28 protein-coding genes are annotated in these 22,591 nt (G+C 70.1%); 7 read left to right on the top strand and 21 right to left on the bottom strand.

The features are described 5' to 3' along the window. Positions 1 to 33: 33 nt before the first annotated feature. The 5 genes from AB4079_RS02755 to AB4079_RS02775 all read right to left on the bottom strand — a co-directional run bounded on the left by AB4079_RS02755 (position 34) and on the right by AB4079_RS02775 (position 3,347). On the bottom strand, positions 34 to 429 hold the full coding sequence (locus AB4079_RS02755) for a hypothetical protein (protein WP_441785741.1): 396 nt from the start codon (positions 427 to 429) through the stop codon (positions 34 to 36). Positions 430 to 472: 43 nt separating this feature from the next. Then, positions 473 to 1,003, bottom strand: a complete 531-nt coding sequence (locus AB4079_RS02760) for a hypothetical protein (RefSeq protein WP_441785742.1) — start codon at positions 1,001 to 1,003, stop codon at positions 473 to 475. A 169-nt stretch (positions 1,004 to 1,172) separates the two neighbouring features. Continuing rightward, complete coding sequence (locus tag AB4079_RS02765) at positions 1,173 to 1,448, bottom strand: hypothetical protein (protein ID WP_441785743.1); 276 nt, start codon at positions 1,446 to 1,448, stop codon at positions 1,173 to 1,175. Between the two features lie 40 nt (positions 1,449 to 1,488). Beyond that, the gene (locus AB4079_RS02770; RefSeq protein WP_441785744.1) at positions 1,489 to 2,319 is read right to left on the bottom strand and encodes a class I SAM-dependent methyltransferase; all 831 of its coding nucleotides are present in this window, start codon (positions 2,317 to 2,319) and stop codon (positions 1,489 to 1,491) included. 38 nt (positions 2,320 to 2,357) lie between these two features. Beyond that, complete coding sequence (locus AB4079_RS02775; protein WP_441785745.1) at positions 2,358 to 3,347, bottom strand: DMT family transporter; 990 nt, start codon at positions 3,345 to 3,347, stop codon at positions 2,358 to 2,360. A gap of 70 nt (positions 3,348 to 3,417) precedes the next feature. Here AB4079_RS02775 and AB4079_RS02780 point away from each other — a divergent pair, with 70 nt between their 5' ends. Beyond that, entirely contained in the window at positions 3,418 to 3,972 is a 555-nt protein-coding gene (locus AB4079_RS02780) for a CGNR zinc finger domain-containing protein (protein WP_441785746.1), read from the top strand. 174 nt (positions 3,973 to 4,146) lie between these two features. Next, complete coding sequence (locus AB4079_RS02785) at positions 4,147 to 4,620, top strand: DUF1990 family protein (protein ID WP_441785747.1); 474 nt, start codon at positions 4,147 to 4,149, stop codon at positions 4,618 to 4,620. Positions 4,621 to 4,644: 24 nt separating this feature from the next. On the opposite strand, the gene AB4079_RS02790 is transcribed toward AB4079_RS02785, so the two are convergent. From AB4079_RS02790 to AB4079_RS02800, 3 genes are read right to left on the bottom strand one after another with little or no spacing between them, the layout of a single operon-like run. After that, positions 4,645 to 5,964: an NtaA/DmoA family FMN-dependent monooxygenase gene (locus tag AB4079_RS02790; protein WP_441785748.1), complete on the bottom strand. Its 1,320-nt coding sequence runs from the start codon at positions 5,962 to 5,964 to the stop codon at positions 4,645 to 4,647. Positions 5,965 to 5,973: 9 nt separating this feature from the next. Then, a complete protein-coding gene (locus AB4079_RS02795) occupies positions 5,974 to 7,296 on the bottom strand; it encodes an O-acetylhomoserine aminocarboxypropyltransferase/cysteine synthase family protein (RefSeq protein WP_441785749.1) in 1,323 nt (440 codons plus the stop codon). Positions 7,297 to 7,355: 59 nt separating this feature from the next. Further along, positions 7,356 to 8,051: a DUF1345 domain-containing protein gene (locus AB4079_RS02800; protein ID WP_441785750.1), complete on the bottom strand. Its 696-nt coding sequence runs from the start codon at positions 8,049 to 8,051 to the stop codon at positions 7,356 to 7,358. Between the two features lie 121 nt (positions 8,052 to 8,172). Here AB4079_RS02800 and AB4079_RS02805 point away from each other — a divergent pair, with 121 nt between their 5' ends. Then, complete coding sequence (locus AB4079_RS02805; protein ID WP_441785751.1) at positions 8,173 to 10,065, top strand: FAD-binding monooxygenase; 1,893 nt, start codon at positions 8,173 to 8,175, stop codon at positions 10,063 to 10,065. Between the two features lie 17 nt (positions 10,066 to 10,082). Here AB4079_RS02805 and AB4079_RS02810 read toward each other — a convergent pair whose 3' ends face one another. Both AB4079_RS02810 and AB4079_RS02815 read right to left on the bottom strand, forming a co-directional pair. Then, entirely contained in the window at positions 10,083 to 10,880 is a 798-nt protein-coding gene (locus tag AB4079_RS02810; protein WP_441785752.1) for a hypothetical protein, read from the bottom strand. 10 nt (positions 10,881 to 10,890) lie between these two features. Continuing rightward, on the bottom strand, positions 10,891 to 11,610 hold the full coding sequence (locus AB4079_RS02815) for an IclR family transcriptional regulator (protein WP_441785753.1): 720 nt from the start codon (positions 11,608 to 11,610) through the stop codon (positions 10,891 to 10,893). Positions 11,611 to 11,771: 161 nt separating this feature from the next. Between AB4079_RS02815 and AB4079_RS02820 the strand changes: the two genes are divergently transcribed. Beyond that, positions 11,772 to 11,978, top strand: a complete 207-nt coding sequence (locus tag AB4079_RS02820; RefSeq protein WP_441785754.1) for a hypothetical protein — start codon at positions 11,772 to 11,774, stop codon at positions 11,976 to 11,978. A gap of 7 nt (positions 11,979 to 11,985) precedes the next feature. On the opposite strand, the gene AB4079_RS02825 is transcribed toward AB4079_RS02820, so the two are convergent. Then, positions 11,986 to 12,480 carry a MarR family winged helix-turn-helix transcriptional regulator gene (locus AB4079_RS02825; protein WP_441785755.1) on the bottom strand — a complete coding sequence of 165 codons (495 nt, stop codon included), beginning with the start codon at positions 12,478 to 12,480 and terminating at the stop codon, positions 11,986 to 11,988. A 91-nt stretch (positions 12,481 to 12,571) separates the two neighbouring features. On the opposite strand from AB4079_RS02825, the gene AB4079_RS02830 reads away from it, so the two are divergent. Next, entirely contained in the window at positions 12,572 to 13,501 is a 930-nt protein-coding gene (locus tag AB4079_RS02830; RefSeq protein WP_441785756.1) for an NADP-dependent oxidoreductase, read from the top strand. 47 nt (positions 13,502 to 13,548) lie between these two features. Here AB4079_RS02830 and AB4079_RS02835 read toward each other — a convergent pair whose 3' ends face one another. Further along, positions 13,549 to 14,118, bottom strand: a complete 570-nt coding sequence (locus AB4079_RS02835) for a GNAT family N-acetyltransferase (protein ID WP_441785757.1) — start codon at positions 14,116 to 14,118, stop codon at positions 13,549 to 13,551. 57 nt (positions 14,119 to 14,175) lie between these two features. After that, positions 14,176 to 14,643, bottom strand: a complete 468-nt coding sequence (locus tag AB4079_RS02840; protein ID WP_441785758.1) for a hypothetical protein — start codon at positions 14,641 to 14,643, stop codon at positions 14,176 to 14,178. 223 nt (positions 14,644 to 14,866) lie between these two features. Here AB4079_RS02840 and AB4079_RS02845 point away from each other — a divergent pair, with 223 nt between their 5' ends. After that, the gene (locus AB4079_RS02845; protein ID WP_441785759.1) at positions 14,867 to 15,889 is read left to right on the top strand and encodes a glycoside hydrolase family 6 protein; all 1,023 of its coding nucleotides are present in this window, start codon (positions 14,867 to 14,869) and stop codon (positions 15,887 to 15,889) included. A 13-nt stretch (positions 15,890 to 15,902) separates the two neighbouring features. Next, a complete protein-coding gene (locus AB4079_RS02850; RefSeq protein ID WP_441785760.1) occupies positions 15,903 to 16,349 on the top strand; it encodes a hypothetical protein in 447 nt (148 codons plus the stop codon). A gap of 24 nt (positions 16,350 to 16,373) precedes the next feature. Here AB4079_RS02850 and AB4079_RS02855 read toward each other — a convergent pair whose 3' ends face one another. The 8 genes from AB4079_RS02855 to AB4079_RS02890 form a co-directional block, all read right to left on the bottom strand. Further along, positions 16,374 to 17,252 (bottom strand): alpha/beta fold hydrolase, encoded by an 879-nt coding sequence (locus AB4079_RS02855; protein WP_441785761.1) that lies wholly within the window; start codon positions 17,250 to 17,252, stop codon positions 16,374 to 16,376. A 161-nt stretch (positions 17,253 to 17,413) separates the two neighbouring features. Then, positions 17,414 to 17,722 (bottom strand): DUF3800 domain-containing protein, encoded by a 309-nt coding sequence (locus AB4079_RS02860; protein ID WP_441785762.1) that lies wholly within the window; start codon positions 17,720 to 17,722, stop codon positions 17,414 to 17,416. Continuing rightward, on the bottom strand, positions 17,719 to 18,063 hold the full coding sequence (locus tag AB4079_RS02865) for a DUF3800 domain-containing protein (protein ID WP_441785763.1): 345 nt from the start codon (positions 18,061 to 18,063) through the stop codon (positions 17,719 to 17,721). Before AB4079_RS02865 ends, AB4079_RS02860 begins: the two co-directional genes overlap by 4 nt. Positions 18,064 to 18,156: 93 nt before the next feature. After that, entirely contained in the window at positions 18,157 to 18,789 is a 633-nt protein-coding gene (locus AB4079_RS02870) for an HAD-IA family hydrolase (RefSeq protein ID WP_441785764.1), read from the bottom strand. A gap of 83 nt (positions 18,790 to 18,872) precedes the next feature. After that, on the bottom strand, positions 18,873 to 20,003 hold the full coding sequence (locus AB4079_RS02875) for an NAD(P)/FAD-dependent oxidoreductase (RefSeq protein WP_441785765.1): 1,131 nt from the start codon (positions 20,001 to 20,003) through the stop codon (positions 18,873 to 18,875). Positions 20,004 to 20,008: 5 nt separating this feature from the next. Beyond that, the gene (locus AB4079_RS02880) at positions 20,009 to 21,028 is read right to left on the bottom strand and encodes a Gfo/Idh/MocA family protein (protein WP_441785766.1); all 1,020 of its coding nucleotides are present in this window, start codon (positions 21,026 to 21,028) and stop codon (positions 20,009 to 20,011) included. Then, a complete protein-coding gene (locus tag AB4079_RS02885) occupies positions 21,025 to 21,795 on the bottom strand; it encodes an amino acid ABC transporter ATP-binding protein (RefSeq protein WP_441785767.1) in 771 nt (256 codons plus the stop codon). The genes AB4079_RS02880 and AB4079_RS02885 overlap by 4 nt, the downstream gene beginning before the upstream one ends. After that, a complete protein-coding gene (locus AB4079_RS02890) occupies positions 21,792 to 22,580 on the bottom strand; it encodes an amino acid ABC transporter permease (RefSeq protein WP_441785768.1) in 789 nt (262 codons plus the stop codon). Before AB4079_RS02890 ends, AB4079_RS02885 begins: the two co-directional genes overlap by 4 nt. Positions 22,581 to 22,591: the final 11 nt, after the last annotated feature.

Here is a 22,591-nt window from a genome sequence, read left to right on the forward strand (position 1 = left end):
CGTCGGCCCGATCGAAGGGGAGGTGACGAGCGGTCAGCCGCGCACAGCGCGCGCGTGTCCGATCAGCGCCTGCAGGTAACCGGCGCGGCCCAGGACAGCGGCGCGTTGTTCGGCACTGAAGACCGGTATCTGTTCGGTGTACGTCTGCCCGTTGCGTGCACTGATGTGAATGGCGACGTACCCGCCCACTCGTGTCTCGCGGGCCAGCAGGAAAAGCAGGCTCAGGAAGAAGAACCAGATGAGAAGGATGACGAGGACGATCGCCCAGGCCGGAGTGTGGGTCGTCATCGACGTCTGGTCGACACTCGTCACGTTCACATCGGCGATGGGCCAGGTGCCGGCGGGCGTCACGATCCACGCCTCGTTGGCGGTCACGTTACCGACCTGAACGAGTGTCGGTCCGTGCTGTCCTGCCGGCTGCATTGTCACGGCCGCAGACTAGCAGGGCCACGCTGCCGCGGTTGCCTAGCGGTCAGCGGCGCAGGACGCTGGGGCGGGGCAAGCCCAGTTCCTCGAGCAGGTCGCCGAGCATCCGGTCGAGTTCGAAGCCGGCCTGGGCGACCTTGTTGTTGCCGAAGCTGCCCAACCGGCTACTCGGCTGGTCGACGCTCACGATCGAGCCCCCGCTGCGGGTGGCGTGCAACTCGACCCGCAGCGGCGTGTACAGCAGCGTGCCGGGGTCGTGCCGGAACATCCGGGCAGCGGTGGCGTAGTCGCCGATCAGGTAGACGGCGCTCGGGATGTCGGCCCCGCCGATGCGCATGACGGGTGTCGGGTGGTCGGTCCAGAACCGGACGAACCGGTGGATGCCGGGGCCGGCCAGCTCCGACACGAGCTGGCGCCACTCCGCGCCGGCTGACAGCAGCTCGCGCAGGCGGGCCACATCCAGCGGCGGGACCTCGGCCTCGAAGGCGCGACGCAGGGTCCCGAACGCGACCGCGGCCTCCAACTCGATGCGGATGACCGGGACGGGGACGATGCGCTCGGACGCGGGGAGGGCCATCCGCCCATTCTCCCTCCGGGCGGGGCGCGCCTTGCGTCGGAGAGACGGGCGCGAATCTCCGACCGGCCGCGGTGTGTCGGCGATCTGGCGCCGCATGCGCGCCAGTCTCCGACGATAGAGTCCGGATCTCCGACGCTAGGCCGAGGCGACGCCCGCCAGCCCGCGGCGGTCAGCCGAGACCCGTCACCCCGCGCTTCGCGGGCACCTCGGGCAGTTCGTCGGAGGACCCGCCCTCGCCCAGTTGCGCGAAGTGCTCCCGTTCACGCTGGAGGGTGTCCGTCTCCGGCGAACCGAACCGCACCGGATCGGGCCGCTCGGCGTCGTCCTCCACGGTGAGCAGGCCGTCCGGGTCCTTCGGGTCACGCGTGCCGGTCAGCCGCTCGCCGATCGTGGACTTGTCGCCGTCGTGCCCGCGCCGGTTCTCGTCGGCGCCTGTCCCATCCATGACCCCACCTTCGGCGCAGGAACCGCCCACAGCAAGGGGGTCAGGACGGTTTGCCCGCACGGAGCGTGTAGCTGAGCGGTGCCACCCCATCGAGGGCACCGAGCGCGAACTCGCCGTCCGGCCGCATCACCATCTGCCCGGGCAGCGCCAGCCAGGGAACACTGTCGTGCTCCTCCAGCAGGTCGATGCGCAGGCCCGCGGCGATGAGCGCCGTGACGATCTCGCCCAGGGAGTGGTTCCACTCGTAGGTGCGCGTCGCCGTGAGCGGGCGCGTGGTCTCCACGTACGTCGAGTCGTCGTCCCACTCGAGCGGCTGCTCGCGCTCGAAGTACGGGAACCGCAGGTGCAGATCGTCGTCGAGCCCCTCGTCCATCGACCAGAGGATGGGGTGGCCCTCCCGCAGGAACAGGGAACCGCCGGGAGCCAGCAGCGCTGCGACCACGGCCGCCCAGCGGTCGACCCGCGGCAGCCAGCAGAGCGCACCCACCCCCGTGTAGACGAGGTCGAACGAACCGGGTTGCAGCACGGACGCCGCTTCGTAGACGTCCGCCACGACGAAGTCGACGTCGTCGCCGGTGTCGGCCACCAGCCGCCGGGCTTCGTCGATGGCGTTCGCGGAGAAGTCGAGGCCGGTGACGTGGGCGCCGAGCCGGGCGAGGGACAGCGTGTCCGTGCCGATGTGACACTGGAGGTGCGCCGTACGGAGACCCTCCACCGAGCCGAGTCGCGGCAGGTCGAACCGCACGACGCCGGAGATCGCGGCCCGGTCGTCGATGTACTGCGAGATCCGGTAGCCGTGCTGGCCCCGGTCGGCGTGGAGCGTTGCCCGGTCGTCCCAGTTGGCCCTGTTCGCGTCGGTGAACTCCGACATCCCGCACCCGCCCCTCTGCCCGGGCGACGCCGAGCCTGTCAGCCTAACGGAAGCGTGGAGTCCGAGCGGGTACGTGTCCGAACGCGCGTCGTTCGAACGGGCGTCGTCGGCACCGCTGCGTCTCCGGAGTCGGCGCGCACGAGGGCGATGCCGCCGAGGATGAGCAGACCGCCCAGAAGCTGCAGCAGGCTGAGACGTTCGCCGAGCAGCAGCCACGCGTACAGGGTGGCAGCGACGACTTCGAGCAACCCGGTGAAGGAGGCAAGGCGGGAGCCCAGCAACTCGGTCGCAGTGATGCTCGCGGCGTAGGCGATCGCCGTGGCGAAGACACCGACGACGGCGAGAGGCACCCACCAGGCGGTCGGCTGACCGAACAGCGGCACGTCCGCGAAGCTGACGGTGACCGGCAGAAGGCCGGTCGCACCGACGACCGCGAGCGCGAGTGCGCCCAGCAGCAGTCCACCGGAAGCCAGTGCAACAGGAGGGAGGTCCTCGCTGGGGCGTGCGGCGATCACGTAGAACGCTGCGCACCCGCCCATGGCCAGCACGGCGAGCACGAGGCCGAGCGGGTCGAGGGCGCCGCCCCCGCCGGGTGAGACCACGAGGACCAGTCCGGCCACGGCGACGGCGGAGCCGGCCAGGACCACGGCCCGCGGCGCCCTCCTCGTGTGCGCCCACGCCACGGCAACCAGAAGCACCGGAGCCAGATACTCGACCAGGATGCCGGTGCTCACGGGGATGCGCTGGATCGCCGCGAAATACAGCACCTGCGTTCCCGCCACGCCGACCAACGCCATCCCGAGCAGCCGCCAGCGCCCGCGCCACACGGCGCTCCAGCGACCGCGGACAGCGATGAGCGCGAACGGCAGCAGCACCAGTCCCCCGATCGCGGCCCGGGCCGTGACCGCGGCGACCGGCGACCAGCCGCTCTCCAGCAGCGGCTTGATGAACGCGCCCGACATGCCGAAGGTAGCCGCTGCGACCACGGCGATGAGAAGGCCGAGGGAGGTCGGGTGGCGGTGCGGCATGGGACTCACCTGTCAGGGTCGAAGAGGACGATGATCCTGACGCTAGTCTTGTCGCAAGTAAGGAGTCAACTTGCAATTTGCCCCTGACACGGTCGATGCGCTGGAGTTCGCCGTCGTGCTGTGCAACACCGCGCCCGGCGCATCCCGCACCGGCGATGACGAACTCGCAAGCCCGGCGCAGCTGGCCGCGCTACTGGCCGAGAACCGCTACTCCGGCCGGGTGGACGGCGACGAGCGGGAACTGCGCGACGTGCACGAGACGCGGGAACGCCTGCGCCGGACCTGGTCGCTCGAGCGCGACGATGCTGCACTGGAGGTCAACGCCATGCTCGCCGAAGCTCACGCCCTCCCCTACCTGATGCGCCACGACGGGTTCGATTGGCACCTGCACGCGACGGCTCAGGATGCGCCCCTCGCGGAACGGATCCGGGTGGAGATCGCACTCGCGCTGGTCGACGTCATCCGCTCGGGCGAGACCGGCCGACTGCGCGTCTGCGCCGCCGACGACTGCGACGGCCTGCTGCTCGACCTGTCCCGCAACGGTTCGAAGCGGTTCTGCAGCGTGCGCTGCGGCAACCGGGTGAACATGATCGCGTTCCGCGCGCGGAAGGACGCTGTGTCCTGAGCCCGAGCGGAGCTCCGATCCCGGCGCGGCCGTCGCCTCCGTCGGAGATTCGGACCCTTCGGTCGGACCGTTCGGCCCGAATGGCTCCGAAAGACCTCCCGACCGCGGCCTGTCGGAGATTCGGACCGGGTTCTCCTACGATGGCCTTCAGCCCGTCAGCGAAGTGAGGAATGCGTGACCGATCCCGCCGCCGTCAGCTGGGGCCCGAGCGACCCCTCATACCGCCGCGCCGAGGCGTCCGCCGTGATCGGCCACGGGCGGTCGGCCTGGGAACGCGCGACCCGCGCGGTGCTGCACTGGGGCGTGAAGACGGCGAGCGGCTTCGTCGTGGAGTCCGAGACGGCGGTCGCAGAGGGCGAGCGCTTGACCGTCACCGCGACGGTCCTCGGCCTCCGCGTGGTGGAGCCGGTCGAAGTGGTCGCCGTGGTCGCGACGGACGAGCGGGTGGGCTTCTCGTACCGCACGCTTCCCGGGCATCCGGTCAGCGGCGAAGAGGCTTTCGTCGTGCACCGCCGCAACGACGAGGTGCGGCTGACCGTCCGATCCCTCACCCGCGCGGCACCGCAGCAGCCCTGGCGCGCGCTGTTCCCGCTGCTGCTGATCGCGCAGCGGGTGGCGAAGCGGCGCTACCTGCGCGCGTTGCGCTGAGGCCCGCCGCCGGACACGACCGGGTCAGAAGTCCGAGAGGTTGGCGCGGATGCCGCCGTTCCCGTACTCCTGGCGCAGGATGCCACGCCGACGCAGCACCGGGACGAGCTCGTCGAGGTAGCGGTGCAGCGTCACCGGGTGCAGGTCGCCGGAGAAGATGAAGCCGTCGTTGTCGGCCTCCTCCCCGATCTCCTCGATGAAGTCGGCGATCTGCTCGGCCGTCCCCACGAACCCCGCGCGGTCCGCGATGCGGCCCTTCACGACCTTCGGCGCGATGAGCTCGCGCAGCGTCACGCCGTCGCGGATGCCCTGCTTGCCGAACAGCCCCTTGATGCTGCCCTGCGAGACGTGGTCGCCGAAGACCGAGACGTCGAACGGTTCGTCGAGCGAGAGCACGGTCAGGTCGGTCTCCAGGTCGCTCGACTGGCCGGCGAGCGCCCGGAACAGCTCATCGTCGGTGGGATGCTTCGACGCCTCGACGACGCGGCGCCCCTCCTCGTCGCTCGGGACGACCTCGGGCTTGAAGACGAAGAGCACCTTGATCGAGTCGGGGTGACGGCCCGCGGCGATCGCGGCCTCCCTGATCTTGCTGCGGTAGTCGCGGATGCTCTGCGCGTCGAGCGGCGCGAGCGCGAGCTGCACGTCGGAGTGGGTGCCCGCGAACGCGATCCCGCGCGGCGATCCGCCGGGCGACACGATCGCCGGGTCGCCCTCGGTGAACGGCACGGCATTGAGCGGCCCGGCGAGGCGGAAGTACTCGCCCTCGTGCTGGAAGGGCCGGATCTTCGAACCGTCGGCGAAGTGCCGGGTGGAGGCGTCCTGGATGAGTGCGTCGTCGTCCCAGCTGTGCCACAGCCGGCGGATGACGGTCAGCCACTCCTCGGCACGGTCGTAGGCGGCGTCGTGCGACAGCGCCGGCAGCCCGATGTGGCGGGCGCTGCCCACGTCGGTGACCACATTGACGCCGAGACGGTGGCCGCTCAGGTGGTGGAGGCTGGCGAACTGCCGTGCGGCGACGTACGGCGGGTACGCGCCCGCGTTGATCGTGGGCGCGACGCCGAGGTGCCGCGTGGCATCGAGCAGGTAGGGGGAGAGCATGAGCGGGTCGTGCTTCGGGCCGCCGTACGCTTCGCGCACGCGCAGGTCGACGGTGTCGGGGAAGCCCAGAGACAGCGCGTCCTCGATGATGACCAGGTCCAGACCGGCCTGCTCCAGCTCACGTGCCGACTGCTGGTAGAGGTCGGGTCGCGTCCAGTCGTAGCCCCACTCCCAGTACGGGTGGCCCCAGCCTTGCGGGCCGAACCCACGGCTGAAGAACCAGCCGAAGTGCTGCAGTCGTGCCATCGTCTCCTCCTAGCGTCCGGCGGCGGCCACGACCGCGTCCGTCACGATCGCATCGGCCGCATTCACCGCCGCGATTCCACGAACCAAGTCGGCGATCAGGTCATCCGCGTCCTCCAGCCCGATCGAGAGGCGGAGCAGTCCGTCCGTGATCCCCGTCTCCTCGCGTACGCCGCGGTTCAGGTGGGCGTGGGTGGTGGAGGCGGGGTGGAGGATGAGCGAGCGCACGTCGCCGATATGGGTCATCCGGCTGAACAGCTCGACGGCGTCGTAGAAGCGCTCGGCAGCCGACGTTCCTCCGGCAAGAGCGAACCCGACCACCGCACCCTGACCGCGGGGCAGGTAGCGGAGGGCGAGCTCGTGGTCGGGATGCGACTCCAACCCCGCGTAGTCGACCCGCACGACCTCGGGACGCGACTCGAGCCAACGGGCGACGGCGAGTGCGCTGTCGGACTGGCGTTGGACGCGCAGTGAGAGAGTCTCGACCCCCTGCTGGATGAGGAAGGCGTTCATGGGCGACAGCACCGGCCCGAACAACGAAGCGATGACCGATCGAGCAAACCGCGTGTAGGCGGCGGCCCCATGCGCCTCGACGTAGCTGGACCCCTCCAGCCACTCGTCCGGCGATGTCAGGTGCGTGAAGGGCGACGCGGCCCAGTCGTAGCTGCCCTGGTCGACGACGACTCCGCCGAGGGTGCTGCCGTGGCCACCGAGGTACTTGCTGGCCGAGTGCACGACGATGTCGGCGCCGTGGGCACCGGGCCGCAGCAGGTACGGGGTGGCGAGCGTGTTGTCCACGATCAGCGGGATGCCGTTGTCGTGCGCCACCGCGGCGACGCCCTCGATGTCGAGGATCTCGTTGCCGGGGTTGGCGATCGACTCGCCGAACAGGACACGCGTGTTGGGCCGCACGCGGCGACGCCACTCGTCCAGGTCGGTCGGGTCGTCGACGAACTCGATCACGATGCCCAGCCGGCGGAGGCCGTTCTCGAAGAGTCCGCGCGTGCCGGAGTAGACGCTCTGGGCCGACAGGACGTGATCGCCGGTCTGCACCAGGCCGAGCAGCGCCACCGTGAGCGCCGCCTGACCGCTTCCGACCGCGATGGCCTCGCGGCCGTGCTCGAGGGCGGCGACGCGCCGCTCCAGGGCGGCCGTCGTCGGATTGCCCGAGCGGCTGTAGGTGTAGCCCGGCTCCTCACCACCGAAGCGGCCTTCCGCCTGGGCGAAGCTGTCGAACTCGAACCCCGCGGTCAGGTAGATGGGCGTGACGCGGGCACCGTGGGCGGCGTCGCGGGACTCTCCCGCGTGGACCTGGGCTGTGCTGAACTCCGGCATCCCACTATGGTGCGGTACCGCCTCGAAGCGCGACCGCTCTGTTGCGGAAAGCTACGCGATCACCTGGCCGCCGTCAGCGTGTTGAACGCGAGGACGATGATCGCGCCGTTGTAGAAGAAGCTGATGATCGAGTGCTTCGTCACCACCCACCGCAGCCGCGGCGACAGCACTTTCACGTCCGATGCGGCGAACGTGGTGCCGACGGTGAAGGCGAAGTAGACGAAGTCGCTCAGCCGCGGGCGCTCGGTGCCTGGGAAGGCGAGCACCGACCGGGGAGCGCGGATGTGCCGACGGTGGTAGAACTGCGCGTACCCCCAGTGCAGCAGCAGCCACGACAGCAGCATCGCAGCGGTGCCGACGACGGCGGCGAATGCCTCGTCCTGATCCTGGCCGTGAGTGAGCTTGACCTGTACGGCGCCCGCGATGCCACAGAGGCTGGCGAGCAGAGTCGAGGTCGCCGCGACGACGTGGCCGGCCCAGCCCAGGTAGATCCCCGGCAGCGGGGCGCCCGGCGCGGTGCGCGGCGGCCGCGACACCATGGCGATGACCGCCGCGACCGCAACCACGTACCCGAACGCGAGCAGGCACCAGCCCGCCAGCAGGATCACGGTGCTCTCCGCACCGCCGTCGAGGAGGAGGAGAATCCCGACCGCGACCAGCACGAGCTGGACGAGCAGGTTGCCGCTGAGGGCGAGATGCACCAGGATTCGCCGGCCCACGGATGCGATTGCGGGCCGGGAGGTGGTGACGTCCATGCCCCTCCAGACGAGCATCGGGGCCGGATCGTGACGCAGACGGGCGCAATGCGGTACCCTTGCTGCGATATGCGAACACTGCGTTCGCATAATGAACGCCTGCCAACGAAGTGAGGACCCTGTGCAGTTCCACCACCACGGCTACGTCTCCGGCGACCCGCGCATCCACGAGCCCGGCGGAACGGGGGTCGATCGCCCGGCCGAGCTCCCGGACACCGTCGACGTGCTCATCGTCGGCAGCGGTCCGGCGGGGATGATCGCCGCGGCGCAGCTTGCACAGTTCCCGAACGTCGTCACCCGCCTCGTGGAGCGTCGCCCCGGCCGGCTCGCCATCGGCCAGGCGGACGGCATCCAGGCGCGCAGCGTGGAGACCTTCCAGGCGTTCGGGTTCGCCGAGCGGATCATCGCCGAGGCGTACCGCATCACCGAAATGGCCTTCTGGAAGCCGGACCCGGCCGATCCGTCCCGCATCGTCCGCACCGCCCGCCCGGTGGACGACCCCACCGGCGTCAGCGAGTTCCCGCACCTCATCGTCAACCAGGCGCGCGTGCTCGACTACTTCGCCGAGGTGGCGGCCCACTCGCCGTCCCGCCTGACGCCCGACTACGGCTACGAGTTCGTGGGGCTGCAGGTCGGCGAGGGCGAGCATCCCGTCGCCGTCACCCTCCGCCGCACGGCGGGGCCGGACGAGGGAGCCGAGCGAGTCGTCCACGCCAAGTACGTGGTCGGCGCCGACGGCGCACGCAGCAAGGTCCGCGAGGCGATCGGCTGCCACCTCGCGGGCGACCAGGCCAACCACGCCTGGGGTGTGATGGACGCTCTGGCGGTCACCGACTTCCCCGACATCCGGACCAAGTGCTCGATCCAGTCGGAGGCGGGCAACATCCTGCTGATCCCGCGCGAAGGCGGCTACCTCTTCCGGATGTACGTCGACCTCGGCGAGGTCCGCCCCGACGACAACGGCGCCGTGCGGTCGACCACGATCGACCAGATCATCGCGAAGGCGAACGCCATCCTGCATCCGTACACCCTCGACGTGCGCAATGTCGCCTGGCACAGCGTCTACGAAGTGGGCCACCGCCTGACCGACCGCTTCGACGACGTCCTCCCCCACGAGCTCGGGATGCGCACACCGCGCGTCTTCATCACCGGCGATGCCTGCCACACGCACAGCGCGAAGGCCGGTCAGGGCATGAACGTCTCGATGCAGGACGGCTTCAACATCGGCTGGAAGCTCGGCCACGTGCTTGACGGACGGGCTCCGGAGGCGCTCCTCGCCACCTACTCGGCGGAGCGCCAGGTGGTCGCGAAGGACCTCATCGACTTCGACAAGGAGTGGTCGACGCTGATGGCGAAGAAGCCGGAGGAGTTCGCCAGCCCGTCCGAGCTGGAGGACTTCTACGTGAGGACGGCGGAGTTCCCGGCCGGCTTCATGACGCAGTACTCGCCGTCGCTGATCGTCGGCGAAGCGGCACACCAGGACCTCGCCGGCGGCTTCCCCATTGGCAAGCGCTTCAAGTCCGCGCCGGTCGAGCGGGTGTGCGACGGCAACCCGGTGCACCTCGGGCACCACGCCCGCGCCGACGGTCGCTGGCGCATCTACGTCTTCGCGGACGAGGCGGCGGCCGGGCAGCCGTCTGCCGTCGCGGACCTGGCCGAGTGGATGCTGTCCGCGCCGGAGTCACCGCTCGCCGCGACACCGGAGGGCGCCGACCCAGACGCCTGGTTCGACGTGAAGGTGATCTACCAGCAGGACCACACCGCCGTCGATCTCGGCGTCGTGCCGGAGACGTTCCTGCCCCGGGTCGGGCCGTTCGGCCTGATCGACTACGAGAAGATCTACGCCAGCGACCCCGAGCACGACATTTTCGCCGAGCGCGGCATCGACCGGGGCGGCGCCATGGTGGTGGTGCGACCGGACCAGTACGTTGCGCACGTCCTTCCGCTGACCGCGACCGACGAACTCACGGCGTTCTTCCGCCCGATCCTGGCACTCACCTCGCTCGCTCGCTGAGCGGGCAGGCGTCGCGGTCAGAGCGCCAGAACGGCCTCCACGACAGGGTCGTGCCTTGCGCGCAGGGAGTCGGACCACGTGCCGACGAGCTGGAAGGTGGCGATGCGGAAGACCAGCGCGCGCAGCAGCAGTTGCCTCCACTCGGTGACCCCCCGATCGTCGCCGAGACGGTCGAGAGCGTAGCCGTGCCAGCAGGCGGCGTCGGCCACCACGATCGCGTCGGCGTAGACCCGCGGACGCCAGTAGGGCGCCCAGTCGATGACCGCGGGAGCACGGCCGTCCGCGAACAGCACGTTCCCGAGCAGGTCACCGTGGATCAGTCCGGCAGGGAGGTCCACGGGGCGGTACGCATCCCGCAGCCGGGCGAGGAACGGCTCGACCGGACCCGGCTCCTCACTCCAGGCGATCCGGTCGGCGCGGGCCCACGGGTGCGACCTGCGCTCGAGGAAGTCCGGCTTCGCAACAGTGGACAGGGCGCGATGGAACGCGTCCCCGGCACGGAGGACGTCATCCACCCGTGAGGGATCGGCCGCCCCCGGGACCCAGCGGAGGGCGTGCCAGCCGTCGCGCGTCCACGAACCGCGGTCGTCCGGAAGCGGCGCGGGCACGCCGAACGCATCCGAGGCCTCCAGCCGGGCGAGGACCTCCGACGCCCACTCCGTCTCACCGTCGGCCTCCACCGGCCGCAGGACCACGGCACCCGCGCGCCAGGTGACTCCCCGCCCGCCCGGGAGCTTTTCCACGGGTCCGGTGCCGCCGAACGCCGCCACGACGTCCGAGGGCGGCGAGCCGTCGGCGTCGCTCACACGATGCATCGGCGTGCCCTCAGCGCAGGTCGGATTCGATGGCGGAGGCCGCCTGACGCAGCCGCGCACCGAGGGCGTCCGCATCCACGTCGTTGGTCACATAGACGACGGCGAGCGCGGCCACCGGCTGCCGGGGCGCACGCACCGGGACGGCGATGGAGGCGAGTCCCGCGATCACCTCGTCGTGGCTGGTCGCGTAGCCGCGAGCGCGGGCGAGTTCCGCCTCATCGCGCACATGCTCTCCCGGCAGCGCGCTCCACTGTGCATCGGTGAGCACCGACTGGATGGCGATTCCGGGGGCACCGGAGGCGAGCGGATGCCGCGTCCCCGGCCGTTGCGCCACCGTGGCGTGTGCGTGGGTCGGCTCCACGGTCACCAAGGTCACCACGTCGTGCCGGTCGAGCACCGCAAGGAACGCGGTCATTCCGAGCTCATTCGCCACGGCCGTGAGCTGCGGCAGCGCGGCCGACTGCAGGTCCCGCGACACCGCGCGGGCGAGGGTCGCCATCCGCGGGCCCAGTTCGACCGCGCCCGCCGCATCCCGGATCACCAGACCGTGATCTTCGAGCGTGCGCAGGATGCGGTACGCGATCGAGCGGTGCAGGCCCAGCCGGGAGGCGATCGCCGGGATGCTCAGCGGCTCCCCCGCGTCGGCCAGCAGTTCGAGCATCCGGATCCCGCGCGACAGTGTCTGCAGCGGTGGCGCGGAGGGGCCGGCTCCGTCATCGATCGAGGGCATGTGTTCGATTATAGAAACGTTCTCTGTTTCGTAGGAGGTCCCCGACTGGCGGGCAGAGCAACAAGCAACGATTTCGATGGTGCTGCGTCACGATCCGGATGCATTCGCGTCATAACAGGTGACGGAAGCCCTGCTGCCGCCTCGATGAGAGAGGGCAATCGATGAAGACTCTCGATCGACTCATGTTGCTCCTCGTCGGGGCGCTCGCCGGATCAGCGCTCGCTGTCCTCGTAATGGGCATATCCCGCATCGGGAGCGAACCCGATCAAGCGAGAAGCCTGTCCGTCTTCGGCTCGGCGCTCGCGGCTATCAGCCTGGCCGTCGCTTTCGCCTGGATCGGCCTCAAGAGGAGGGATTCCTCCCGCTGAGGCCGCCTCATTTCGCTCGGCGCCTGGTCGCCGAGCGCGGCGGCGCTGCGCGCAGGTGCTCACTGACGCGTCCGAGGATGCGGGCGAGGTCGCCGGCGTCGGCGTCGGTGAGCGGCGCGAACAGGAGCTGGTACACGGTGTCGATGTGGCCGGGGAACACCGCAGCGAGCACCTCGCGCCCTCCGGCAGTGATGGCGACAACGGTGCTGCGTTCGTCGTCCGGCGACGGCGAGCGGGTGATGAGGCCGCGCTGCTCGAGCAGTTGCGCCTGATAGGTCAAGCCGCTGCGGCTGTAGACGACGCCGTCGGCGAGGTCCGTCATCCGCTGGTGGCCGGTCGGCGAGTCGCCCAGGCGCGCCAGCAGCTGGAACTGCACGTAGCTCAGCCCGCCGACTTCACGCAGTTGCTTCTCGACCGCCGGGCGCAGGAGGCTTCCCACCTCCGTGAACGCGAAGTACGCGCTGAGCTGCGTCGGGGTCAGGGAGGCAGGTGTTTCCGTCATGTTCCGACAATAGCTGTTGCTTCGACTTCGAAGCAGTGCTACTTTGTCGTTAGATGCTTCGAATTCGAAGCACTACGAGAAGGGTCTCCCCATGAAGGCAGTACAGTTCCACGAATTCGGAGGACCGGAAGTCCTCCAGTACAACGACGTCGAGGAGCCGACCGCTGCTCCCGGGCAGGTTCGAGTACGCGTTGCCGCGTCGGCGTACAGCCCAGCAGACACCGGCATGCGGGCCGGGTTCCTGCCGATCCCGCTCGAGCTCCCGCACGTGCCCGGGTACGACGTCTCGGGCACCATCGATGCGCTGGGCGACGGCGTCGAGGGGCTCGCGGTCGGGGATGCCGTGATCGGGTTCCTGCCGATGGAGCGCGACGGTGCTGCGGCCGAGTACGTGATCGCTCCGGCGGAGGCTGTGGTCCCGGCGCCCAGGACCATCCCCCTCGCGGATGCCGCCGCACTGCCGTCGGTCGCACTCACCGCATGGCAGGCCCTCTTCGACAATGGCGGCCTCGAGGCGGGCCAGCGGGTCCTCATCGTCGGGGCCGGCGGCGTCGTGGGCAAGTACGCCATCCAGCTCGCCAAGCGGTCCGGGGTGAACGTCATCGCGACGGCCAGCCCTCGCAGCCTGGACGCGGTGCGAGCCGCCGGCGCGGACCAGATCGTCGACCACACCAGCACCGACCTGCTCACCGCGATCGACGGGCAGGTCGACGTCCTGCTGAACCTCGCGCCCATCGAGCCGCAGCAGTTCGCCGCGTACGTCGCGGCCGTGCGCGACGGCGGCGTGGTCGTCAGCACCACCGCCTTCATGGCCACACCCGGCGACGACGCTCGTGGGGTGCGCGCATCGACGGTGTTCGTGCTGCCGAACCGGGAACGCCTCGCAGAGCTGGTGTCCCTCGTCGATGCCGGCGAGCTCACCGTCGAGGTCACCCGACGGATCCAGCTGACGGAGCTGCCGGCCCTGCACGCAGAAGCCGCGGCCGGCCCGATCACCGGGAAGGTCATCGTCCTTCCCTGAGTGGATCGGTTACCGCAAATGCTGGCAGCTGCCCTCGCCTCGTGACGCTACGAAGAGGGCAGCTCCCGCCGCATGACCCAGCGCTGGGCGCCGCCAGAGTGAGCCTCCGTCCCCTGCAGGCGCGAGAAGCCGTGGGCCTCGAACAGGCGCACCGTCCCCACGTAGCCGCTGATCTGATCCACCCGTTCGTCGGTGTCGACCGGGTAGCCCTCGACCATCGTCGCGCCGGAGGACCGCGCATGGTCGACCGCCCCATCCAGCAGCTGGTGCATGAGACCGCGCTTCCGGAATCCGCCCCGCACGACGAAGCACACGATCGACCACGGCTCCTGGTCTTCGTCCAGGTGCGGGATGGTGCGCGAGTTCATCAGCCGCCGGTAGGTGGACTTGGGAGCGACGGAGCACCAGCCGGCGACCTCGTCGTCGACGTAGGCGAGGACTCCCGGCCCCGGCTCCGCCGAGCACTCGGCGTGCATGTAGGCGATGCGCGCCGGCATCCCGAGCCGCGCGTCGCGGTACGACATGCACACGCAGCCACCACCGCCGGGCTTGCGGGGCACCATGAAGCGGGCGAAGTCGTCCCATCGACCGGTGGCCGGCAGCACCTCGATGGCCATGGCGCTCCTCTTGCTGAACGGTTCAGCGTCGCCGACATTCTGCTCCCTGGAGAGGTGTCAGGCCGAGACCTGCTCCCGGGTGTTGACGACCTCCACGCGCGCTCCGATGAACGAGTGCACGCTCTCATGGATGTGGAACTGCGTGTGCGAAAGCCGGGCCTCCCGCGCGTGGAGCAGCGAGCGCGCGGCTGCACGCCGTCGCCGCACACGGTTGAGCGAGACGGCCGCACCGAGCAGCACGACGAGGGCGAAGGCCACCCCGATCGCGTCGACGATCAGCGCCCAGAATGACGGGGCCGCAGCGATGGCGAGGCCCCACGCACCGGCCGCCGCGACGAGCAGAGCGCCCGCGGTCCACAAGGTAGTTCCGGCGAGGCGCAGCGGGTTCGTGGCCAGGAGGACGCGCGCTTCGGCCGCCTCCCGCTCGTGCTGGCGGCGGCGTTCCTTCGCCCAGTGCAGGTCGCGCTCGTGGCGGCGGGCGAGGAGTTGCGCCTGGTCGTGGGCGCGGTTGTAGGAGGTGTTCACGATACGTCCTTTGCAGCGTTCGGGTCTCCCGCTGGCCGGGTTTCGGGCTCGGCTTCGCGGGGCTACAGGCAGTAACTCGGGTGTGACATCCGCAGCATAGCCAGAAAGACCGTTCTGTGGGTCGTTTGGAGGACATGAATCTGTACCCCAATCCGGGCGACATGGATGCGGTGCACACGGCGCTGTTATCGTGTGCTTTCCGAGCAGTCCGAAAGGGGAGCGGATGCGCAAGCGGGTCGTCGTCGCGTCACTCGCGGCGGCCGTCGTCATCGTGGCGGCCGGGGTGGCGTTCGGATTGGCGCGCCATGGCAGTGCGACGACCGGTCCCTCGGCCGCACCCACGGCGTCGGCGAGCGCCCCGGCCTCCCGGGCCTTCGCATCCACTCGCCTCTACCTCGATCCGAACACGGAAGCCGCCGCGGCCGAGAAGCGGCTGGAGCTTCAGGGCGACACAGCGTCCGCGTTGATCGTCGGGCGGATCGCCGCCGTTCCGACCGCCGTCTGGCTGGGCGAATGGTTCCAGGGTGACCGCTTGGTGACCGAATTGCGGAATGACGTCGCGGACTCCAGCTCCCAGCTGGCGACGCCCGTCTTCGTCGCGTACGCCATCCCGAACCGCGACTGCGGCGGGTACTCGAAGGGCGGGCTCGCCGCCGACCAGTACCTGCCGTGGATCCGGACCATCGCATCCACCCTTCGCGGCAGCCACGCCGTCGTGCTGCTGGAGCCGGACTCGCTCGGCATGCTCGCCGACCCCAAATGCGACGGCTCGGCGGAGGTGCGGCTGCCGCTGCTCAAGGCGTCGGTCGGCATCCTTGAATCGGCGGGCATCGCGACCTATCTCGATGGCGGGAACGCCCGCTGGCTGTCCGCGGCCGACCAGGCGTCGTGGCTGAGGAAGGCCGGGGTGCAGGATGCGCACGGCTTCTTCACGAACGTCTCCAACTTCGACACAACCGCGCGCGAGCAGGACTACGCCGGAAGGCTGTCGTCGAAGGTCGGCTGGAAGCACTACGTCATCGACGTCTCCCGCAACGGGAACGGCTGGACCGGCACGTGGTGCAACCCGCCCGGCGCGAAACTGGGCGAGGACCCGAAGGTGACGGAAGGCGACGGCCGCAAGCTGGACGCGCTCCTCTGGGTGAAGCACCCCGGCGTCAGCGACGGCAGCTGCAACGGCGGACCGGCCGCCGGGGTGTGGTGGCAGTCGGGCGCCGAAGCGCTGCTCCGCGGCGGGGCGGGATGAGCGGCGGCGCAGGATGAGCGGCGACGGATGCGCGCAACTCGCCGAGGCGTGCTCGCGGCTGGCCTCCCGCGCGCTATCACCTCGTGAGTTCCTCCGCAGGCTCGGGCACGAGGCGGCGGGCGTGCGCCGCGGCCTGTTCTGGCCCCTCGACGCTGGCCGCGGCGGCTCCAACCGCATCCCCGGACGGGGGTTCCGCCGTCACGTCGACGACGGCACCGACGGCCAGGCCCGGCACTTCGCCGGCATCGTCGCCGTGGCCGCACGAATCGGGACTCGCGCAACCCGCTGGCTGTCCATCCATGTCGGCCGCGATTCCCCCGACTCTGCGGACGGGCAGCTCACGGATCACGCGCTCGACTTCGTCCACCTCGTCCGCACAGGCGAACTGGCGCCCGCGGATGCGGACGCGTGGGTGCGGCGCACGATCTGCGGCCAGGGCAGCGGCCTGACCAGCCGTTGAGGGCGGCCAGCCGCTGAGGGGCGGCTACGGAGCCGGCGGAAGGTGGATCCCCCGATGGATCTCGTACAAGCGGGCATGCCCCGGAGAATCCGGGTCGTCGGTGATCGGCTGGTCCGCCATGAACTGCCGGATGATGTGGGACAGCTCCCCCGAGTGGCTGAAGTTGATGGCGTGGGCCGCCCCTTCGATCCGCACCAGGAGGACGTGGTTGTCGGTCTCTGCTGCGATCTGCCTCACCCGCTCGTGGTGTGGCATCAAGGGGTCGCGGTCGCCGAGCACCACGAGCGTCGGGACGTGCAGTTCGAGCAGTCGCTCCAGCGACGGGTACTGGGTCAGGGCGCGGAACATCTTCATCGTGCTCGGCACCCCGAATCGCAGGTAGTCGGGGGTGGCGACCCGCACCATCCGCGCGGGCTCGCGTCCGCCGTCCTTGGTCAGCTGACCGATCGCGCGGCGGAGGGGCTGGTTGTAGACGCCGCCGGCGGGTGAGACGAGCACGGCCCGCTCGAGGCGTTCGGGATAGTGGTGCGCGAACTCGAGGATGACCGGGCAGCCCATCGAGTTCCCGACCAGGGTGACCTTCTCGATGCGGCGATCGTCCAGGAACCGGGCAGCCGCGTGTGCGAGGTCGGGGATGTCGAGCCCGCTCGGCGTCTTCCCGCTGCGGCCGAACCCGGGCAGGTCGGGGACGAGCGTGTGGAAGTCGTCGGCCAGCCGTTCAGCGGTGGGAAGGAGGTAACGTCCGGACAGACCGAAGCCGTGGACGTGCATCATCGCGGGCGCATCCGGAGGCTGCGCCGACTCGCGGTAGAAGACGTCGACCCCGTCGACCGTCGTCCATCGCTCCGCCAGGCTCGACGCCGGCCGTCTCGGAAGTCGCCGTGGGGCGCGCGTGGTGCCCATGCCGCAGATCCTCCTCGCTTGCGGAGGCTCCGCGCAATGCCGTTCTGCCAGCTGGCGGCGAGACTGACGACTTCTCTCGATCAGGCTGGACTGTGTTAACCTGTGCATACGCCGTGACTGCGCCGATACTTGCAGGTTCTGGGAAACCCGGACACGGCGTCTTACTTTTTCGGCACATACACCACGCCATATCCCGGGATCACACCGCCCGGAGACGTACGGAACGCCGACATGATTTGAGACGTGAATCGTGTGTCGTTTCGCGCTTCTGCCCGAAAGACCGCGCCGGCCACGAGGTCCGCGAACTGCGTACCGACGCTGTGGTGACTCGCTGCGATGAAGAGACCCTCGACGAGGTTTTCGTACACCGACGTGTTCCTGCCTTCGCCCGTCAGAAGTGTTTGGTGGAACTCTTTCAGGCGATTGTCCTGGTCGTTGTTACGGTTGTCGCACACGATCATGCCGTTCATTCGAACGCGCGACTCTCGCTCCAAGCCCTGAAGGAAGTACTGAGCTTGATCTTCTGATACTTCGAGATGAAGCCAAGAAGCGACGAGCGAAATTCTTCCTTCTGCCGCCCGTCCAAGTGGCTCAGTGAATTTCGTTTGCTTCCGGGCCGAGCCTGTGAGAAGAACCGCCATTTGATTTCCCCGGTAACGCCGAACCTGCGCTTCACCGCATCCAGGTCCGCCTTCAGTCTCGGCCAGACGTCCTCAGGAATGATCAGCCCACCCATCACAAAGATGGGATTCTTGGCCGCTTGTTCAGCGGTCGGAGCGGTCCCGCTCTCGTCAACGAAGAGGAGGTGCAACTGTCCGGTCCTTTCGGGTGATCCGGTTCCATGTTGGCTGGATCACGCGTCCGGGTTGGAAGCAGTGGCCGCAAAAGCAAGCTGAGCGGAGAGTCAGGCGAAGACGGCCGCCTCGAAGCGCGCGTAATCGGGCAGCCGGAGCAGGCCGGCGGTGGTCGCCGACTCGTGCGCCCCGATCACGACGACGCGGGCACCGGAGGCGACGGCGGCGACCAGGCCGGCTTCGGCGTCCTCGAAGACCACGCAGTCCTCGATCGGCACGCCCACGCGCTCCGCCGCGAGCCGGTAACCCTGCGGGTCGGGCTTGCCGCGGTCGACGTCCTCGGCCGCGACCAGCACCTCCGGCACCGGCACCTCCGCGGCGCGCATCCGGACCACGGCAAGCTCTCGCGGGGCGCTCGTCACCACGGCGAGTGGGGCTCCATCCGCCCGGAGTCGCGATAGCAGCGACGCGGCGCCGGGGATCTCCACGATCCCGTCGGTGCGTGTCAGCTCCTGGGCGACGAGGTCGCGAACCAGCTCCGCGCGCTCGCCCTCACCCAGCGACGGGAGGAAATGGGCGACGGTGTCGACCGCCTGGCGGCCGTGCGCGAAGGCGAGGACGGCGACAGGGTCCAGGGCGTTGCGGGCGCAGAACTCGGTCCAGACCGACTCGACCACCGCCGTCGAGTCGACCAGCGTCCCGTCCATGTCGAACAGGAACCCGGCCGCCTCGATCGCATCCACGCTCCAAGGATAGGAGACGCAGGAACCGAGGCGGCCGGGCCGGCCGGCGGAGGGGGCCATCCCACCTGCCCCCGCCGCGACGTTCAGACCAGCGCAGCGGAGAAGCGCGCGGGCCGGAACGTGTCGAGCAGCGGCGACTTCTCGCCGGTGAGGATCTCGCGGGCGAGCAGCTCGCCGGCGATCAGCCCCAGCGTGGCGCCGCTGTGCGTGAAGGCGACGAAGTATCCGGAGATGTCCTCAATCTCTCCGAGGACCGGCTCGCCGTCGCCCGGGATGGGCTTGCCGCCGATGCCGAGACCGTCCAGCTCCAGCCGGGGGTTGCCCGCGAGGACGCGGGACGCCTCCTCCAGCAGCCGCTCGACGATGCCGTCCGGGACGGTGACCGTGCCGTCGTCGGCGACGATGAGCGCCTCCTCCGACCATGCGGAGTCGAGGGCGAGCGCACCGGTCGGCGTCGGGCGGACGGCGACGTTCGGGGTGTTCAGCACGGCCTTCAGGTCGGTCGCGACCGGCTTCGTCCAGACCAGCAGGGCCGTCGGGCTGCCGTCCTCGATCGCGATGCCGTGCTCGGCGACCTGCGCCGGGACACCCGGTCCGGTCGCGAGGAGCACGGCGTCGGCGTCGAACCGACGGCCGTCGGGGGTGAGTGCGCCGACGGCCCGACCGTCTTCGACGACGACCTCCGCGTGACCGGTTCCGGTGATCAGCGTGCCCCCGCGCGCTGTGAACTCCTCAGCGAGGTGGGCGATCAGCGACGGGAGGTCGACCCATCCCTCTCCCGGGTTGAAGATGCCGCCCTCGGTCGCGATCGCGTTCGGGTCGACCCCCGGCGTCACGTCGGCGACGTCCTCGGCGGTGACCCAGAGGGCGTCGTAGCCGATGGACCGCTCGTGCTCGATGACGGCCGCGAGCGACTCACCCTCGGGCGCCCACGTCAGGCCGCCGTCGAAGCGGAGGAAAGCGGACACGTCCTCCCGGGCGGCGAGCGTGCGATAGCGGTCGATCCCGAGCTGGCGGAGCGCGTGGTACTCCGGAGAGCGCAGGCCCGCCGTGTTCAGCCACGAGAGGGAGCGCCCGCTCGCCCCGCTGGCGAGCTCGCCCTCGGTGAGCAGGGTCACGTCGGCGCCCGAGCGGACCAGCTGCGTCGCGGTCGAGACGCCGAGGATGCCCCCGCCGATGACGACGACGCGGGAACGAGTGGATGGTGCAGTCATGGTGCTCACTTTCGGTTCTGCGTGTGGATGGTGTCGATCAGTTCGAGGACCGCGAGGCTTTCCCGCGGGTTGACCGGCGGGGGTGCGTCGCCGCGCAGGGACGCCGCGAGCCGACGGTAGAAGTCGGCGTAGTCACCGGCGGCGAGGGTGACCTCGTCGGGGTGGGCGTCGGTCCCCAGCCGGGCCGGGGCGATCGCCCGGCCCAGCCGCCGGTCGTGCGGGCGCATCCCGCCGGCCAGCTGCCCCTCCTGCGGGTCGAGCCCCCAGGAGACGAAGCCGGAGTGCGCGCCGAGCACGCGGAAGCGCGGGCCGCTGATGGGCGCGACGGCGCTCATCCACAGGTGGCTCGTCGTGCCGGAGTCGTGCTCGAGGACGACGAAGGCGTCGTCGTCGGCTTGTCCGCCCCGCCGGTTGCGGAGCTCGGCGTGGGCGACCCGCGCCGGCCCGAACAGCAGCAGCGCCTGGTCGATCAGGTGGGCGCCGAGATCGAAGAGGATGCCGCCGCCCTCGCCGGCGGAGGTGGTGGACTTCCAGGAGTCGTCGGCCGTCGGCTTCCACCACTCGAAGCGCGACTCGAAGCGGCGGACATCCCCCAGTGTCCCCTCATCGACCAGGTGGCGCAGCGTCAGGAAGTCGCCGTCCCACCGCCGGTTCTGGAAGACGGTGAACCGGACGCCCGCCGCCTCCGCCCGCTCGATGAGGGCGCGTCCGGACTCGGCGTCCGGCGCGAACGGCTTGTCCACGACGGTCGGCAGCCCGGCCTCCACGGCGGCCGTCGCGTGGGCGACGTGGAGCGGTGTCGGCGACGCCACGACCACCAGGTCGAGCCCGGGATGGGCGAGCAGCGCATCCACATCGGGCACCGCCGTCGCGTCGGGGACGTCGGCGGCCAGCCGGTCGACCTGCGAGGTGACGACCGCGGCCAGCTCGAACGACGGGTCCGCCGCCAGGAAGGGCGCGTGGAACACCCGCCCCGCGACGCCGTAGCCGATCAGGCCGACGCGGATCGGGCTGCCGCCGCTCACAGCACCTCCGACAGGAAGCGCTGCAGGCGGGGGCTCTGCGGGCGGTCGAACAGGTCGTCCGGACGGCCGGCCTCCACCACGCGACCCTCGTCCATGAAGACCACCTGGTCGGCGACCTTCCGAGCGAAGTTCATCTCGTGGGTGACGACGACCATGGTCATGCCCCGACGTCCCAGGTCGGCCATCAGGTTGAGGACGCCCTTCACCAGCTCCGGGTCGAGCGCACTGGTGACCTCGTCGAAGAGCATGACCTCCGGCTCCATGGCGAGCGCACGAGCGATGGCGACGCGCTGCTGCTGGCCGCCGGACAGGTCGCGCGGGCGGTGGTCCATCCGCTCGCCGAGGCCGACCTCGGCCAGCCGCTCCTCGGCCACGCGCTGCGCCTCGGCCTTCGGCATCCGCTTCACCGAGCGCAGCGCGAGGGTGACGTTCTGCAGAGCGGTGTGGTCCGGGAACAGGTTGAAGTGCTGGAAGACCAGGCCGATCCGTCGGCGCAGGACATCCGGCTTCGTTCCGAGGATGCTCGCGCCGCCGAGCAGCACGTCGCCGCTCTTCGGCTCGTGCAGGCGGTTGATGCCGCGGAGCATGGTGGACTTGCCCGAGCCGGACGGACCGATCACGCAGGTGGTGGTGCCGGGAGCGACGGACAAGGTCACGCCGCGGAGCACCTCGATGTCACCGTAGGCCATCGTCAGGTCGACGAGGTCGAGCGCCGAGCCACGGAAGTCGGGCGTCGTCTGGGCGGGGAAGGGCGATGTGTAGGTCATGTGTTGCTCCCGAGGGTGAGGGGCGTCGGCGGCTGGACCTCGTCGAGCTCGTCCAATCCGCTCCTGGGCGGGGCCGGCTTGCGGCGTCCGGTACGGAACCGGTTGTCGAAGTAGTTGACGAGGTGCGTCAGCGGCACCGTGATCACCAGGTAGAACAGCCCGGCGAGCACCAGCGGCGACAGGTTGCCCGTGAGCACGGCGGCGTCCTGGCCGACACGGAACAGCTCGCGCTCGCCCACCAGCAGGCCGAGGAAGTACACCAGGCTGGAGTCCTTCACGATGGCGATGAACTGGTTGACCAGGGCGGGGAGGACGCGGCGGATGCCCTGGGGCACCACGACGAGACGCATCGCCTTGCCGTAGCTGAGGCCGAGCGCGCGGCACGCCTCCAGCTGGCCCCTCTCGACGCTCTGGATGCCGGCGCGGAAGATCTCGCCGATGTACGCCGCCGCGATGAGCGACAGCGCCAGGATGCCGAGCGGGTACGGCGACGGTCCGAAGATCGACTGCGAGAACCGCGCGAAGCCCTGGCCGATGAGCAGGATGGTGAGGATCGCCGGCAGTCCACGGAACACGTCCGTGTAGATGCGGGCGGGGATGCGCAGCCAGCGGGAGGTGGAGATCCCCATAACGGCGACCACCATGCCGAGCACGACGCCGATGACGGTCGCCGCGGCCGAGATGACCAGCGTGTTGACGAGTCCGACGCCCAGCAGCTGCGGGAAGACCTGCAGCATCGACGGGATGTCGAAGAAGGTGTGCGTGATGGTGGTGAGCCAGTCCATGGGGATCTCCC

The sequence above is a fragment of the Leifsonia sp. 2MCAF36 genome (assembly GCF_052115525.1).
In the GTDB taxonomy this organism is placed as follows: domain Bacteria; phylum Actinomycetota; class Actinomycetes; order Actinomycetales; family Microbacteriaceae; genus Leifsonia.

What these genes read in the sequence shown, in the direction of transcription:
- AB4079_RS02815 (WP_441785753.1), bottom strand. Translation starts at nt 11,610, where the DNA reads ATGCCCTCGATCGATGACGGAGCCGGCCCCTCCGCGCCACCGCTGCAG.
- AB4079_RS02765 (WP_441785743.1), bottom strand. Translation starts at nt 1,448, where the DNA reads ATGGATGGGACAGGCGCCGACGAGAACCGGCGCGGGCACGACGGCGAC.
- AB4079_RS02835 (WP_441785757.1), bottom strand. Translation starts at nt 14,118, where the DNA reads ATGGCCATCGAGGTGCTGCCGGCCACCGGTCGATGGGACGACTTCGCC.
- AB4079_RS02875 (WP_441785765.1), bottom strand. Translation starts at nt 20,003, where the DNA reads ATGACTGCACCATCCACTCGTTCCCGCGTCGTCGTCATCGGCGGGGGC.
- AB4079_RS02775 (WP_441785745.1), bottom strand. Translation starts at nt 3,347, where the DNA reads ATGCCGCACCGCCACCCGACCTCCCTCGGCCTTCTCATCGCCGTGGTC.
- AB4079_RS02885 (WP_441785767.1), bottom strand. Translation starts at nt 21,795, where the DNA reads ATGACCTACACATCGCCCTTCCCCGCCCAGACGACGCCCGACTTCCGT.
- AB4079_RS02825 (WP_441785755.1), bottom strand. Translation starts at nt 12,480, where the DNA reads ATGACGGAAACACCTGCCTCCCTGACCCCGACGCAGCTCAGCGCGTAC.
- AB4079_RS02845 (WP_441785759.1), top strand. Translation starts at nt 14,867, where the DNA reads ATGCGCAAGCGGGTCGTCGTCGCGTCACTCGCGGCGGCCGTCGTCATC.
- AB4079_RS02760 (WP_441785742.1), bottom strand. Translation starts at nt 1,003, where the DNA reads ATGGCCCTCCCCGCGTCCGAGCGCATCGTCCCCGTCCCGGTCATCCGC.
- AB4079_RS02770 (WP_441785744.1), bottom strand. Translation starts at nt 2,319, where the DNA reads ATGTCGGAGTTCACCGACGCGAACAGGGCCAACTGGGACGACCGGGCA.
- AB4079_RS02830 (WP_441785756.1), top strand. Translation starts at nt 12,572, where the DNA reads ATGAAGGCAGTACAGTTCCACGAATTCGGAGGACCGGAAGTCCTCCAG.
- AB4079_RS02810 (WP_441785752.1), bottom strand. Translation starts at nt 10,880, where the DNA reads ATGCATCGTGTGAGCGACGCCGACGGCTCGCCGCCCTCGGACGTCGTG.
- AB4079_RS02890 (WP_441785768.1), bottom strand. Translation starts at nt 22,580, where the DNA reads ATGGACTGGCTCACCACCATCACGCACACCTTCTTCGACATCCCGTCG.
- AB4079_RS02795 (WP_441785749.1), bottom strand. Translation starts at nt 7,296, where the DNA reads ATGCCGGAGTTCAGCACAGCCCAGGTCCACGCGGGAGAGTCCCGCGAC.
- AB4079_RS02800 (WP_441785750.1), bottom strand. Translation starts at nt 8,051, where the DNA reads ATGGACGTCACCACCTCCCGGCCCGCAATCGCATCCGTGGGCCGGCGA.
- AB4079_RS02850 (WP_441785760.1), top strand. Translation starts at nt 15,903, where the DNA reads ATGAGCGGCGACGGATGCGCGCAACTCGCCGAGGCGTGCTCGCGGCTG.
- AB4079_RS02790 (WP_441785748.1), bottom strand. Translation starts at nt 5,964, where the DNA reads ATGGCACGACTGCAGCACTTCGGCTGGTTCTTCAGCCGTGGGTTCGGC.
- AB4079_RS02820 (WP_441785754.1), top strand. Translation starts at nt 11,772, where the DNA reads ATGAAGACTCTCGATCGACTCATGTTGCTCCTCGTCGGGGCGCTCGCC.
- AB4079_RS02860 (WP_441785762.1), bottom strand. Translation starts at nt 17,722, where the DNA reads ATGAACGGCATGATCGTGTGCGACAACCGTAACAACGACCAGGACAAT.
- AB4079_RS02855 (WP_441785761.1), bottom strand. Translation starts at nt 17,252, where the DNA reads ATGGGCACCACGCGCGCCCCACGGCGACTTCCGAGACGGCCGGCGTCG.